Here is a 13,482-nt window from a genome sequence, read left to right as displayed (position 1 = left end):
TGGCTGCGCTCTACTCACCGACGACGGAAAGCGAGGGATAGCTCTCCCGCCCGTCGAGCCACTCGCCGACGATCTGCGAGATGTTGACGAGACCCTCGAGCCGCATGTTCTTCTCACCGCTCTTGGATGGAGGTGCACGATTGACCAGCTTCTTCAAGGCTGCCGATAACTGCAATGCGTCCTCGGACTCCTCGGGCAGCAGCATGTCGACCAGTCCCATTGCACTCGCCCGCTGGGCGCGGATCAGTTGTTCCTCGCGCGGCCGCGTCCGCGGGATGATAAGCGCCGGCTTGTCGAAAGACAGGATTTCGCAATAGGTGTTGTAGCCACCCATGGCGACCACGGCCGTCGCACCATCGATCAGTTCTTCCATGCGCTTGTCGAACTCGATCACCTCGAGACAGCTGATCTTGTTGGCACGCTCGACAAGTTCGGTCCGCTCACGGGCCGGCATGTAGGGTCCGAGCACGATCAGCGTCTTGTACTGCAGCGAGCGATCCTGTTCGTAGGCATTGACGATATCTCGCACGAGATCCGCGCCATCGCCGCCGCCGCCTGTTGTCACCAGAATGTAGTCCTCATCCGGCACGTGCTCGGATTTCTTGCCTTGCGGAACGCTGCGCTGCAGGAAGCCGACAAAGTCCATTTTCCGCCTTACGCCGGCGGGAACGTCGAGGCCGAGAAGCGGATCGTAGAAATCGGGCGGCCCGTAGACCCATACCCGGTCGTAGTACTGGTCGATCTTTTCCAGCATGTTGCTCTTCTTCCACTCGGCATCGAGCAGATGCGGTGCATCCATCACATCGCGCATGCCGAGCACCAGCGTCGTGCCGCGTGCCTTCAGGTATTGCAGCGTTTCCTCGACCTCGCCCTTGAGGCCGAGCGGTTCCTTGTCGACGATGAAGATGTCCGGCTGGAAGTTTTCGGCCGTCTGGCGGATGATCGCCTGGCGCATCTTCAGCGTGTCTTTCAGGTCGACGTCGCCGGCCATGGAGGTGTATTCGCCGTCCTTGAGCTTGATGACGCTCGGCACCTGGACGAAATCGACGCGGGCACGGTAGTCGAAGGCACCGGCGATGGTTGCGCCCGAAATAATGAGGACGTTCAGCCCGCGATAGTCGCCGACCAGCGAATGCGCGATCGTCCGGCAGCGGCGCAGGTGTCCGAGCCCGAACGTGTCATGGCTGTACATGAGTATGCGTGCATCTTCAACGCGCCGTTTCATGGGCAAAACCTCAAGTCCAAACGTCTTTCGCAGTTAGTTTGCAAGAGGGAGCCAATGCCGTCATGCGCCGTGCGCGCTGTTTTGCGTCCGCACCACACGCTATTTGTAGGGATCGGCAGCATCGCGCAAGCCATCTCCCAGAAAATTGAAGGCAAGTATCACAAGAATTACTGGAATCATCGGGAACAGAAGCCAAGGATAAAACGCGATAACGCTGACGCTTCGGGCCTCTGTCAGCAGGATACCCCAGCTGGTGATGGGGGGTCGCAGGCCAAGGCCCAGAAAGCTCAGCGCGGTTTCTCCGAGGATCATGCTCGGGATCGAAATCGTCGCGGTAGCGATCAGGTGCGACATGAAGCCCGGTACGAGATGGCGGCCGATGATGCGTCGCGATTTGGCGCCCATCAACTGTGCCGCCAGCACATAATCCTCTTCGCGCAAGGACAGGAGTTTTGAGCGGACGGCGCGCGCAAGCCCGGTCCAGTCGAGAATGCCGAGAATGATGGTGATCCCGAAGTAGACCAGGATCGGGCTCCAGGTCACCGGCATGATCGCCGCCAGCGCCATCCACAGCGGCAGGCTCGGTAACGATTGCAGGACTTCGATAACCCGCTGCACAAGGAGATCGAACCAGCCACCGTGATAACCGGCAAGTCCGCCGAGCACGATGCCGAGGATGAAGCTGATGGATATGCCGATCAGGCCGATGGTGAGCGAAATGCGTGCACCGTAGATGATCCGCGAGAACACGTCCCGCCCGAGCCTGTCCGTTCCCAGCAGATACATCTGCCCGCCCACAGCCGGGCAGACCAGATGGATGTTGGAGGGAATGGCGCCCCAGAAATTATAGGCATCCCCACGGCAGAGGAAGCGGATCGGCTGCACGTCGTCAGGCTTGTCCGTATAGGACCTGCGCAGCGTCTCGATATCGAGCGACATGGTGCGACCGTAGACAAAAGGCGCCACGAGCTTTCCGTCATGGAAGATGTGGACCGCCTGGGGCGGTGCATGGATGAAGTCGACATTGCGTGTGTGTAGGCCGTAGGGCGCAATGAACTCGGCGATGATAACGACGCCGTAGAGGAAAAGCAGGAATATGCCGGAGGCGACAGCCACCCGGTGGCGCTTGAATTTCCACCACATAAGCTGCTTTTGCGACGCCATGTGATAGCGCGTCTGGCCGGCCGACATCGCCTCGAACTGCATCGGGTCGAATGGCGCTGTCGAGACGTAATGCTGCATCGGCGCCCCGGGTTCTGGCAAGGATGAGGTCAACGGATGCTCCTGCCCTGCAAGCGGATACGGGGGTCGAGAAAGCCAAGGGCTATGTCGGAAATCAGCACGCCGATGACATTGAGGACGGCGAGGAACATCAGGAACGATCCGGCAAGATACATGTCCTGGCTCTGCAACGCCTTGATCAGCATAGGCCCGGTGGTCTCCAGCGACAGCACGATCGCTGTTATTTCAGCGCCCGAGATGATCGACGGCAGGATCGAACCGATATCGGCGACGAAAAAGTTAAGAGCCATACGCAGCGGGTATTTGATCAGCGCACGCAGCGGGTGAAGACCCTTGGCCCGCGCCGTGATGACGTATTGCTTCTGCATCTCGTCAAGCAGGTTGGCGCGCAGCCTCCGGATCATGCCGGCGGTACCGGCCGTGCCGACGATGACGACGGGGATCCACAGATGCGAGAGGATGGAACTCGCCTTCTCCCAGCTCATCGGTTGGGATAGATATTTCTGATCCATAAGGTGGCCGATGGAGACGCCGAACCAGACATTGGCGAAATACATCAGGATGAGCGCCAGCATGAAGTTCGGAATGGCGATCCCGAGCAGCCCAAGAAACGTCAGGCTGTAGTCGCTCCAGCTGTACTGATGCGTCGCCGAATAGATGCCGATGGGAAACGCGATCAGCCATGTCAGCAGGATGGTGGTGAACGACACGAGGATGGTCAGCCAAAGTCGGTCGCCGACCACCTGAGAGACGGGTAGCTGATACTCGAAGGAGTAGCCAAAATTGCCGTGCAGCATGCCGGCCACCCAGTAGACATACTGGACCGCCACTGGCTTATCCAGGCCGTATTCCTTGCGAAGCTCCTGTATTTCCTGAAGGTTGGCGGTCTCGCCCTGGGCTTGCAGTTCGGCAATCTGGCTTTCGAAGAAGTCGCCCGGAGGCAGCTGGATGATGGTGAACACCAGCATCGAGATAACCAGCAGCGTCGGGACCATGACGGCAATACGCCAGACGATATATCTAAGCACCGGGACGGTCCTCCGTCAGCCAGAAGGTATCGGGCATATAGATGCCGAGGAAGCATGTCGGGTCAAAGCCGTAGAGTGCCTTTTCGGGCACGTTCTGCAGCCGCCTGGAGTGCAGGATGGGCTGCAGGGTGCCATTGATCAACCCGATCGAAAAGACCTGCTCGGTATAGATCGCCAGCATCTTTTGCCAGATTTCCGTCCGCTCCTCGAATGAGGCCGCGATACCCCATTGTGCCAGGAGCTCGTTCAACTGCGCAGCCTCGGGAACATCGGGGGCGACCCCCTGGCTTCCGCCGGACAGGTAATACATGCCCCAGAGCGGCCATTGAAGCTGGTCGTCCATCGTCGGTGCCAGTTCGCCGGGGTTCATGTCTGCCGTCGGTACGCCGTTGTCGAGCCCGTACCAGATGGACATCATGATGCGCCCGCCCATCGCCCGGCTGCGGAAGATGTCGCGCTGCGACGAGCGCGTGAAGGCCGCAATGCCGATCTTCCGCCAATGGTCGGTGACCAGCTCCATCACATCGGTGTCGAGCGTGCTTTCGCCCGCTGTCTCAACGGTGATTTCCATCGGCCGCCCGTCGGGCAGCAGGCGCAGGCCATCTGCGTTGCGCTTGTCGAGGCCAGCAGCATCGAGCAGGGCATTGGCCTGGGCCGGGTCATGGTTCACCCAGGCCTTGGCGTATTCCGGCTTGAAAAGCGGGCTTTCGGGCAGCACGGTGTCGGCACTTTCAGCACCGAGGCCATAGAAAGCCGCCATGTTGATCTCGTGACGGTCGATCGCCATGGACAGCGCCCGGCGTACCCTGACGTCGCGGAATACATCGCGCCAGACCTTGTCGGCACAATTGAGGTTCGGCAGCAGCGCCACGCGCGATCCGCGCGCCATTTTCCAGAGGTTGACCTTCACCGGGTAGCGCTTTTCGGCGTCTTTCAGGAACGCATAATCGTCGAAATCGATGCCGGTCGCCTGCAGGTCGCTTTCGCCGGCACCGGTTTTGGCGGCAATGATCGACGACGAACTGACGTTCAGAACGAAGCGATCGATATAGGGAAGCTGCCGCCCGTTCTCGTCGACGCGGTGAAAATACGGGTTGCGCTCGAAAACGAACTGCTCGGCCGGTGGCGCGGTGGTGTTATGCCAAGGATCCAGCACCGGCAGGGCCGGATTTTCCGGACGGTAGGCGCGACCCATCTTGATGTGCATCTCCTGCCACTTGCGCGCATGATTTTCCTTCATGAGCGAAGACAGCCTGATCTCGTCCTGATATTTCTTGTGGAACTGCTTCAGGTAGTGGGCAGGCCCGGCAAGCACCAGCGGCTGCGGGGCAGCAATGATCGGCAGAAAATTGGGGTTCGGTTTGTCCCAGGAGTAGCGCACAGTCAGGGAATCGATCACCTCGAACTTCGGCAGGCTGCCATGCGGCCTCAGTTCCAGAGCACCGCCGCCCGGAGTGAGCTGCTTGTTGAGGATGACGTCTTCCCACCAGTAGCGAAAATCGTCGACGGTGAACGGTGCGCCGTCCGACCATTTATGGCCGGGCCTGAGGTGGAACGTAAATACACGGTCGTCTTCGACGTCGTAGGATTCGAGGATGTCCGGCTGCATCTGCAACTTTTCGTCATAGCCGATCAGTCGCGCGTAGCCGTAGATCGTCATGAACCGGAGATCGCTCTGCCCACCGATGATGGTCCGCACCGAGCCGCCATATTGGCCGGGCTGGCGCCCCATCGCCTTCAGTTGGACAACCCGAGGGCGGTCCGGCAGGCGGTCGGCCATAGCTGGCATCTGGGCTGCATCGAGCCATGGCCGAAGATATTCCGGCTCGATATCGCGATCTGCAGCGCGCGCCGAAAACGTCGGCAGCATGGTCGAGGCGATTGCACCAAGGAACGTCCGACGGGTTACCACGTGCGCAATTCCTGGATGTTGGCGTCGCGATGGGCGCGAACGAAATGGCCATCGCCGAGATCTGCGTAGGCAAGTTCCTCGCCTTCGGCCTCGGCGAAGTTAGGCCCCCAGTCTCGCTTCGAGCTCGGGCCGACTGCTTGCAGCCCGGCAAAATCCAGAGGACGGTCGAGGTCGGGGAAGGGGACGGCGGAAAGCAGCGAACGTGTATAGGGATGCACCGGGTCGCGCAGGATGATGCCCCGGGGCGCGATCTCGACGATGCGTCCGCGATACATCACGGCAATGCGGTCGGCCATGTAGTCAACGACGGCGAGATTGTGCGAGATGAACAGGTATGTGAGCCCGAGTTCCTTCTGCAGGTCCTTCAACAGGTTGAGAATCTGCGCCTGCACGGAGACATCGAGCGCCGAGACCGGTTCGTCCAGGATCAGCAGCTTCGGACCGAGAGCCAGTGCCCGGGCGATGCCGATACGCTGGCGCTGCCCGCCGGAAAAGCTGTGTGGATAGCGGCTGAGGTAGCGTTCGTCCAGGCCGATGGCGCGCATAAGCGCCGAGACCTTCTGTTTGCGGTCTGCGCTGTCGCCGCGCCCATGTATCTCCAGAGGCTCGCTGAGAATATTGCGCACCGTCATGCGCGGCGAGAGCGACGAAACCGGATCTTGGAATACCATCTGGATGTTGGTGCGCATTTCCATCAACTCGTCGCCACTCGCCGACAGCACATCGACATCGCCGTGGCCGTCGTTGAAAACGACGGTACCGCTGTCCGGCTGGACGGCGCGCATCAATATCTTGCTGACCGTTGTCTTGCCGCAGCCGCTTTCGCCAACCAGTCCCAGGCATTCGCCCCGACGAATATCGAAGCTGACATTGTCGACAGCGCGCATCTCGGACCCGGTACCCCTGTCGAAAAGGCCGCGCCTTTTTGTTTTGTAAGTCTTGGCAAGATTGCGGACCGTCAGCAGCACTTCTGGTCCTGCCGGCTCGCTCTTGCGCTTTGCGGAGAATGTATCGATGTTGACAGGCACGTCGCGCAGCGATTTCAGCCGCTCGCCGGGCTTCATGTCAAAATGCGGTACGGCAGACATCAGTCCTTTCAGGTAGGGATGTTGCGGGTTCCTGAAGATTGTCTCTACGGGACCGGCCTCCATCACTTCGCCGTGGTAGATGACAACCACTTCGTCGGCCATGTTCGCGACCACGCCGAGATCGTGGGTGATCAGCAGCATCGCCATCTGCATCTTGCTTTGCAGATCGCGGAGCAGGGTGAGGATTTGCGCCTGGATGGTCACGTCGAGCGCCGTCGTCGGCTCGTCGGCGATCAGCAGCGCCGGGCTGCAGATCAGCGCCATGGCGATCATCGCTCGCTGGCGCATCCCACCGGAAAGCTCGAACGGATACATGTTGAAGGTACGCTTGGGGTCCTGAAAGCCCACGAGCTCCAGCATTTCCTCGGTCTTGAGGCGCTGTTCTTCTTTGGTCGCGGTGCTGTGTATCCGAAGCGCTTCGCTGATCTGGTTTCCAACCGTGTGAAGCGGGGACAGCGACGTCATCGGCTCCTGGAAAATGGTCGCCATCCTCCCGCCGCGAAGAGCCCGCATGGGGGCGCTGTCGCGCGACAGGCTCAAGATGTCGGTGGTGACGCCGTTTTTTGGGTCGGTGAACAAAATCCTGCCGGATGCAACAGCCGGAGTGGGCAGAATGCCCATGATTGCCTGGCTTATGATCGACTTTCCGGACCCGGATTCGCCGACCAGTGCGGTCACCTTGCCCGGTAGGATCCGAAGGCTGGCGCCTTTGACGACGGAGAGCTTGTCGCCGTAAAGCGAAAACGATACGTCGAGATTTTCGATACGCAGCAAGTCCGTCTCAGGCGCCATGCAAAAGAATTTCCCCGTATCACCTGTGACCCGCGCCGGCACACTAACGTAGGCTATAACGGGTGTCCAGTTCGCCGGTTCCAGTCTCCCGACAGAAATCTGCTTCGTCTTCAGATACCTATCAGAATGGCGCGAAGGAGCTTATGCTTGGCTCTACTGGACGATTTTTCCGGGTTGCCGCCGGATATCCTGTTTCTTGGCGTCGCGATGCAGAAGAATAACTTGCTCTGCCTCGGATAACCCGTCCGTCGCGGCATCGTAGAAAACATCCTGATCACCCTGCGATGTAACGACCGGCTTCGGGTGAAGTACAGTCAGTTTCTGGCGTACGCCGCGAAGCTTTTCTTCGCCGAGCGTTACCCAATCGCCGCCGCTATAGCCAACGAATGCCTTGCTGGCGACCACTTCGCGGGAATACTTCTTGGTCAGCGATTGCAGTCGTTGCACTTCGTTGACGGCGGAGCCGAAGGCGGAGAACGTCAGCCGGTCCCTGAGGCCGACGTTGCCGAACATAACATTGCCGACATGCAAGCCGATGCCATAGCTGATCGGGTTTAGCTTCCTGGACAGGCGATCCTCGTTCAGTTGCGCGACACGCATCTGCGCCTGCGCTACCGCGGCAAGCGCTGCCCGGCAGGCAACCTTCGACGGGTCCCTGTGCCTGTCGCAGGGATACACCGCCAGAAATCCGTCCCCGAGAAAACTCATGATTTCGCCACCGTTCCGGTTGAACGGCGCGGCTATCGCGTCGAAGAACGCGTTTAGCGTGTCGATATACGCCTGGCGCCCCTCTTTCTCGGCAAATACCGTCGATTGACGCATGTCTCCCATCACCAAGGCGGCGCGGATAGTCTCGCCGTCGCCGCGCCGGATCTGGCCGTTCAGCACGCGTCTGCCCGCATCGCCTCCGAGATAGGTGGTCAGCATATTGTTGGCGAGCTTGCCGAGCACCGCCATCTTGGCTGCCAGCGCCAGATGGTTCTGCATCCGCAGCAGGGCGCCGATCATCTCTTCGCTGAAGCCGCTTGCGCCATCTGTCGCCCACGAACCCATCATGCCTTGCGCCGAGCCGTCACCGAAGGTCTGCACGAAGGCAATGTAGTCGGTAACTTTCTCCTTGCGAAGTTCCTCGAAGATCGGGAAGTCAAGCGGCCCGTCGCCGTCGATGCGGCGGCGCATATAGTCGAGATTGCTGGTCAGCAGATGGTAGTAGGGGCTTTGCAGGAACCGCTCCGGCTTCTCGCCGGAATGGCGATAGCCTTCGATCGTCAGCCCGCTGGCGCGACGCCAGGTGAAGCCCAGCGCATCATAAAGCGGATGCAGCATCGAAAACGTCAGATGCACACGGGCAATCGGTAGGCCGGATGCGGAAATCCGGTCGCAGAAACCGCGCACGACGTTCTCGAGGTTTTCACCTGTCAGCGCCGCCTGCGTCAGCCACTCCGCCACCTTGTCGAGAAAAATGTCGGAGACGCTGGGAAAGGAGTTCGTCATGCAAGCGGTTCTCTGGAGTGGCGTCGGTTGCCGGGTGCAAGGGGCAACTGTTACGGAGGCAGATAAGAACATTTCAGGTTGAGGCAATGGGCACGGCAAAGCCTGTCGCGTAAAACACTATTCCTCCTGACGAACAGTGTCAGACCGGGCCCGATGCATTAGTCGGCCAGCTTCCGGCGGGCATGTCGGCACCAGACTGCGGCTTGGCACGAAGATCCGCGGCAGCCATGGCGTAGCCGCCATTGGCGCCATCGATGAAATGCATGTGGTCGCGCGACAGGGGTGTCGGCACGAAGCAGGTCATCAGCGCCGAGGCCTGCCGGTGCAATCCGTAGCGGCATATGCCTTTTGCTTCCGCTTCCTTCAAGATTTTCTCCAGTCGCGCCAAGCGGTCGGCATCGAGGTCGATCGTCATTTTCAGGCCGTCGTCGAATTTCCGGAAGTCGGAATTGGCCGCGACGTCCCGCTTGTAGCGGCGTGCATCGAAGGACCCCAGCGTGAGCCGAAGCTTGTGTAGGGCGATGGTCAGGCCGATCTGTGCGGCGATGGCGAGCTTGCGGCGCAGGATCCGTCCGTCCAAGGCCGTCGCGCGCGCTTCGTCCGCCACCCCGCCAAGCGCCAGACCCAGTTCGGGGCCGTCGACCGGCACCGGATGGCCGTCGCGACCCTGCTCGGCGGCGATTGCAATGATGCCGGCGACGAGGCTCTGGAACTCCAAACCATGGCCGCGCACATCCGGTACCGCGATGACGGAGACGATTTCGCCGTTGCGCGCCTCGATCGGGTTCCAGCGACAGGAAAGACCGGTCAGGTCCGGACGCATCTGCGTCTGGTCGGCTTCGACACCGTAGTTGCCAGCCTTCATCTGCGCCTCGGCCCAGGTCGTGCCGCCGCCAGCGAACATGGCGTATGAGACAAAATCCGTTGGGCTGAAGCGCGCCACCCGAACGTCCATTCCCTGTGCCCGGATGTCGGCCATCGGCACGAGCGCGCATCGCAGGCTCAGGTGCAGGTCGGCGGCCACGAAGGATTGCACGGAGGCCAGCGCCTGGCGTGTGCGGTCCAGGCCGCCCGACGGAATGGCGATGCACGCTCCGTCTCCGCCGAATACGAAAGGGTAGTCGGCGCGTCCGAGTGCGTTGAGAACGGCGGAGATAACGCTGGCTCCGGCCATGTTGACGGCCTTGTAGCGACCGGCTGCAATCGCTTCCGTCGAGGAGACAATATCGGCAAGAGCCAGATACCAGTCGTCGGGCAGGGGACGATAGTTGCCGTCGTCAGTCACCCCTTCGAAGCGGGTGAAGACCGGCAGGGCACTGAAGAACGCATCATGTGTCAAATCGTCCATAATCCATCCCTAGCATATCCCTTTATGTTGAACGAGTGCAGTGACGGATGAGTTGCACGCGACGCGACAGACCGAAAACGTTGTTGTCCTGTCGACGGGGCCGTCCTGACCTGCTAGGCGGACACACTCAATTGCCAACCCTGGAAACTCCCGACCATGAGCCGCCTCGACAGTTTCATTCGACGCCTGAGCGCCCAGCGCGACATACTCGATCATCTGACCAGAGATATCGCCGCTCTCGAGGGCCCGATCCTCGAATTGGGACTGGGCAACGGTCGCACCTTCGATCATCTGAGGGAGCGTTTTCCCGGCCGTCGGATCATTGCCTTCGACCGCGCCGCCAATGCCTCCGCCCATTCAATGCCGGCGCCGGAAGATCTGGTCCTTGGCGAAATCCAGCAGACGGCCCAGGCATTTCTCGGTGTGGATGCGGCACTCGCCCACGCCGATATCGGCACCGGCTACCCTGACAAGGACGAGATCACGCTGCGCTGGCTGCCCCAGTTGATGGCCGGTGTGCTGAGATCGGGTGGCGTGGCAGTCAGCGGCCTGCCGGTTGTCCACGCCGACCTGCAGCCGCTTCCGCTGCCGGATGGCATCCACGAGGATCGCTATTTTATCTATCGCCGCAGATAAGACTCAGCCGTAAAAGAGCACGTCGAACTGGTCGCCGGTAACCGGCAATTCGTCGACCTGCATGTCGATCTGACGATCTTCGCTGAACATGATGCAGGTCTGGTAGAAGCCTGCCAGCTGCCGCTTGAAGTCGGCAGCCTGCTCGCGCCCATAGAATGCCGGCGTGAACTCCATGTAAAGCGGCACGCGACGAGCCATCAGGGCGTGCATCGAGCGACAGGCCACCGGCTCGTAGCCTTCTATGTCCATCCAGATCAGCCCGACCTGACCGACCGCCACGCCGGCCTCTTCGAGAATCTGCGCCACCGGCCTGACCGGAACGGAGATCTTCAGGGATCCGCCGGCCTTGCTGATTGCGCTGCTTTTGCCATGGTTACTGTGATGCTGGAAGAATTCGAGGTTGCCCGTGCGGTCGCCCGCAGCACAATTGACCAGCGTGACGCGGTCTTCGAGCTGGTTTTGCTGGATATTGCAGCTGAGCAGCCTGACATTGCGCGGATCTGGCTCGACCGTGACGATCCGGCGATAGGCCTGGCTCAGGGCAAAGTAGATGGTCTGCGTGCCGATATTTCCGCCGAGTTCGAGCAGCACGTCACCGCGGCGCTGCAATCCGCGCTCACGCAATACAGCCAGCAGGCGGTCTACATGGTCGCGCTCGAAATGCCCCTTCCGGAACACCTTGCGGCCGATATAGTCCGATGGCGAAACGCTCATGATGTGATCGCCGCAGTCGACCGTCAGCGTCAAAACCCGCGACCCTATCCCGCCGATCAGCAGTTTGCGGCCGAACGGCATGTCGAACAGGCGCGTCGCCAGACGGTCGCGTAGCTTGCGCAGGCGTCGCTTGTAGTTTTTGCGTATCCAAAGGAGAGGGCTCATCATCGCCTTCCCTACACCGGCCGCCGGCTCATGCAAAGCGGCGGCACTCGTTCTTCGGCACGATATAGACCTGCAGAGGCTGCGCACGACCGCGCACGGCGATCTCACGGCTTTCGATGCCTGCAGTGTCGACGCCGGAGAGCAGCGCGACCGGCTCCGAGAATACAAGCGCGGTCTCGAACTCCTTGGCAGCGCTCTCGAGCCTGCTCGCGACGTTGACCGTATCGCCGATTGCCGTCAGAGATTTCACGTTGCCATAGCCCATCGATCCGACAACGGCCCGCCCGGTGTGGATGCCGATGGCGATCTGAAGGGGCGCCGAGAGTTCATCCGCCAGTTCCGCCGCCAGCTTGTCGAGCTCGACCACGATCGCAGCCGCAGCCTTCAGCGCCTGCCGGCAGGCAATCTCCGGCGTGGTGCCAAGGCCGAACAGCGCCATCACTCCATCGCCGATGAATTTGTCGATACGGCCGCCTTGCTCCTCGATGACGCGTCCGACAATGGAGAAATAGCGGTTGAGCAGAAACACGATATCGAACGGCAGGCGCGATTCGGTGAGCGTTGTGAAATGGCGGATATCGCAGAACAAAACGACGATCTCACGCTCCCGACCCGGGCTTGCCGCCTGGCTGAAAGTGGGAATGGCCGTCTCGGCGAGAGGCACGAGCATCGGCACGACGGTGACGTTATGGGGCGGCCGCAGCTGGCAGGCGAGCCTGACTTCAGGTGCCGCACCAATCCTGGTCAGGGTTTTCTGCTCAAGGGAATCAGGTGGCGGCAGGTTCTTGCCACCTTCGATCACCTGGACGCGGCAGGTCGAACATTGGCCCTTGCCCCCACAGATCGAATAATGCGGAATGCCCCCGAGGCGGCTGGCTTCGAGCACTGTAAAGCCACGCGGAACCTCGATGGTTTCGCCGCCGGGATAGCGAATGGTAATCTGGTGCGCCCGCTCGCTCCACCGACGTCTGGCCCGTAGCAGGAACAGTCCAACTATCGAGACAGCGAGGATTCCGTAGAGCGCCAAGCGGTATGGGGCAAGCGCCTCCGACACGCCGCGGGGTGCAGAGCCTGCGACGCTCGCAGCCTCCCGGGCTCCGTAGTAGCCGCCGGGATAGCCGTTGGGGACCTCATGGGCGATCTGGTAGGCAATATTGCGGCCCATTGCCGCAAATCCCAGCAAACCCAGCACCGGCAGGAGGATTGCGAACGCCAGCAGGGCAGGTGCAAGGCGGCTGTACCATGGGCGATATCGCAGCCAGAAATGCAGCCCGATGCATCCATGCACCCAGACGACGACCAACGCGATCGCCTGGCGCAAGCCAACATAGGGCGAGTTGACCCATAGGGACCGGACGGTGGAATGGTAGGTGTCGGCAAAGCCGTAGAGGCTGTAGACGACCCGCGTGGCGACGACATGGTCGATCAGGAGCAGCGGCACCAGCAACCCGGTGATAATCTGGAATGCCTCGCCGACAGGCATCCGGAGCGTCCTGCGAAGATACAGCGCCCGGAACACCAGAAGGACATGAATGACGACCGCACCGTAGAAAAGGCCGGTGCCGATCGGATTGCGCCATATCAGCAGGAAGATGAGGCGACCTTTTTCCGCTGCATGAACTGAAATCAGCCCGAGCGCATGGTTGCTGATATGCATCAGCACAAACAGGAACACGACCAGACCCGAGCCCAGTCTGGCTCTCCGGATGGATCGGTCGGAAAGCAGGGTATGTCGCGCCGCTATGGTTTCAATCCGCCTCTGGATGGCTGTTCACAAATGCGCTCGGATAGGCTAACCAAAACCGGCCATGAATATCGACATGCCACATTTGTCTATG

10 protein-coding genes are annotated in these 13,482 nt (G+C 60.7%); 1 reads left to right on the top strand and 9 read right to left on the bottom strand.

Annotation, left to right across the window (positions count from 1 at the left end):
• Nucleotides 1-10: 10 nt before the first annotated feature.
• From J5278_RS17635 to J5278_RS17605, 7 genes are all read right to left on the bottom strand, one after another.
• The gene (locus J5278_RS17635; RefSeq protein WP_209182586.1) at nucleotides 11-1,225 is read right to left on the bottom strand and encodes a glycosyltransferase family protein; all 1,215 of its coding nucleotides are present in this window, start codon (nucleotides 1,223-1,225) and stop codon (nucleotides 11-13) included.
• Between the two features lie 99 nt (nucleotides 1,226-1,324).
• Nucleotides 1,325-2,467: an ABC transporter permease gene (locus tag J5278_RS17630; protein ID WP_161990930.1), complete on the bottom strand. Its 1,143-nt coding sequence runs from the start codon at nucleotides 2,465-2,467 to the stop codon at nucleotides 1,325-1,327.
• Nucleotides 2,468-2,496: 29 nt separating this feature from the next.
• A complete protein-coding gene (locus J5278_RS17625) occupies nucleotides 2,497-3,495 on the bottom strand; it encodes an ABC transporter permease (protein ID WP_142823796.1) in 999 nt (332 codons plus the stop codon).
• Nucleotides 3,488-5,407, bottom strand: a complete 1,920-nt coding sequence (locus tag J5278_RS17620; protein ID WP_209182587.1) for an ABC transporter substrate-binding protein — start codon at nucleotides 5,405-5,407, stop codon at nucleotides 3,488-3,490. The genes J5278_RS17625 and J5278_RS17620 overlap by 8 nt, the downstream gene beginning before the upstream one ends.
• Nucleotides 5,401-7,287: an ABC transporter ATP-binding protein gene (locus J5278_RS17615; RefSeq protein WP_209182588.1), complete on the bottom strand. Its 1,887-nt coding sequence runs from the start codon at nucleotides 7,285-7,287 to the stop codon at nucleotides 5,401-5,403. Before J5278_RS17615 ends, J5278_RS17620 begins: the two co-directional genes overlap by 7 nt.
• Nucleotides 7,288-7,440: 153 nt before the next feature.
• Nucleotides 7,441-8,781, bottom strand: coding sequence for an adenylate/guanylate cyclase domain-containing protein (locus J5278_RS17610; RefSeq protein ID WP_209182589.1), 1,341 nt, complete (start codon nucleotides 8,779-8,781; stop codon nucleotides 7,441-7,443).
• Between the two features lie 139 nt (nucleotides 8,782-8,920).
• The gene (locus tag J5278_RS17605) at nucleotides 8,921-10,129 is read right to left on the bottom strand and encodes a DUF3095 domain-containing protein (protein ID WP_209182590.1); all 1,209 of its coding nucleotides are present in this window, start codon (nucleotides 10,127-10,129) and stop codon (nucleotides 8,921-8,923) included.
• Between the two features lie 156 nt (nucleotides 10,130-10,285).
• Between J5278_RS17605 and J5278_RS17600 the strand changes: the two genes are divergently transcribed.
• The gene (locus tag J5278_RS17600) at nucleotides 10,286-10,765 is read left to right on the top strand and encodes a class I SAM-dependent methyltransferase (RefSeq protein WP_209182591.1); all 480 of its coding nucleotides are present in this window, start codon (nucleotides 10,286-10,288) and stop codon (nucleotides 10,763-10,765) included.
• Between the two features lie 3 nt (nucleotides 10,766-10,768).
• Here J5278_RS17600 and J5278_RS17595 read toward each other — a convergent pair whose 3' ends face one another.
• Together J5278_RS17595 and J5278_RS17590 are read right to left on the bottom strand one after the other, a co-directional pair.
• Nucleotides 10,769-11,644, bottom strand: a complete 876-nt coding sequence (locus J5278_RS17595; RefSeq protein WP_209182592.1) for an FkbM family methyltransferase — start codon at nucleotides 11,642-11,644, stop codon at nucleotides 10,769-10,771.
• 28 nt (nucleotides 11,645-11,672) lie between these two features.
• A complete protein-coding gene (locus tag J5278_RS17590; RefSeq protein WP_209182842.1) occupies nucleotides 11,673-13,397 on the bottom strand; it encodes an adenylate/guanylate cyclase domain-containing protein in 1,725 nt (574 codons plus the stop codon).
• Nucleotides 13,398-13,482: the final 85 nt, after the last annotated feature.

Origin of the sequence: Rhizobium sp. B21/90 (genome assembly GCF_019355815.1) — a bacterium.
In the GTDB taxonomy this organism is placed as follows: Bacteria; Pseudomonadota; Alphaproteobacteria; order Rhizobiales; family Rhizobiaceae; genus Rhizobium; species Rhizobium rhododendri.
The sequence above is the reverse complement of the archived record's forward strand: the minus strand, read 5'-3'. Positions and strand labels throughout refer to the sequence as shown.

Excerpts from the sequence above, each read along its gene's own strand:
- J5278_RS17635 (WP_209182586.1), bottom strand. The coding sequence starts at position 1,225 with ATGAAACGGCGCGTTGAAGATGCACGCATACTCATGTACAGCCATGAC.
- J5278_RS17630 (WP_161990930.1), bottom strand. The coding sequence starts at position 2,467 with ATGCAGCATTACGTCTCGACAGCGCCATTCGACCCGATGCAGTTCGAG.
- J5278_RS17615 (WP_209182588.1), bottom strand. The coding sequence starts at position 7,287 with ATGGCGCCTGAGACGGACTTGCTGCGTATCGAAAATCTCGACGTATCG.
- J5278_RS17610 (WP_209182589.1), bottom strand. The coding sequence starts at position 8,781 with ATGACGAACTCCTTTCCCAGCGTCTCCGACATTTTTCTCGACAAGGTG.
- J5278_RS17605 (WP_209182590.1), bottom strand. The coding sequence starts at position 10,129 with ATGGACGATTTGACACATGATGCGTTCTTCAGTGCCCTGCCGGTCTTC.
- J5278_RS17600 (WP_209182591.1), top strand. The coding sequence starts at position 10,286 with ATGAGCCGCCTCGACAGTTTCATTCGACGCCTGAGCGCCCAGCGCGAC.
- J5278_RS17595 (WP_209182592.1), bottom strand. The coding sequence starts at position 11,644 with ATGAGCCCTCTCCTTTGGATACGCAAAAACTACAAGCGACGCCTGCGC.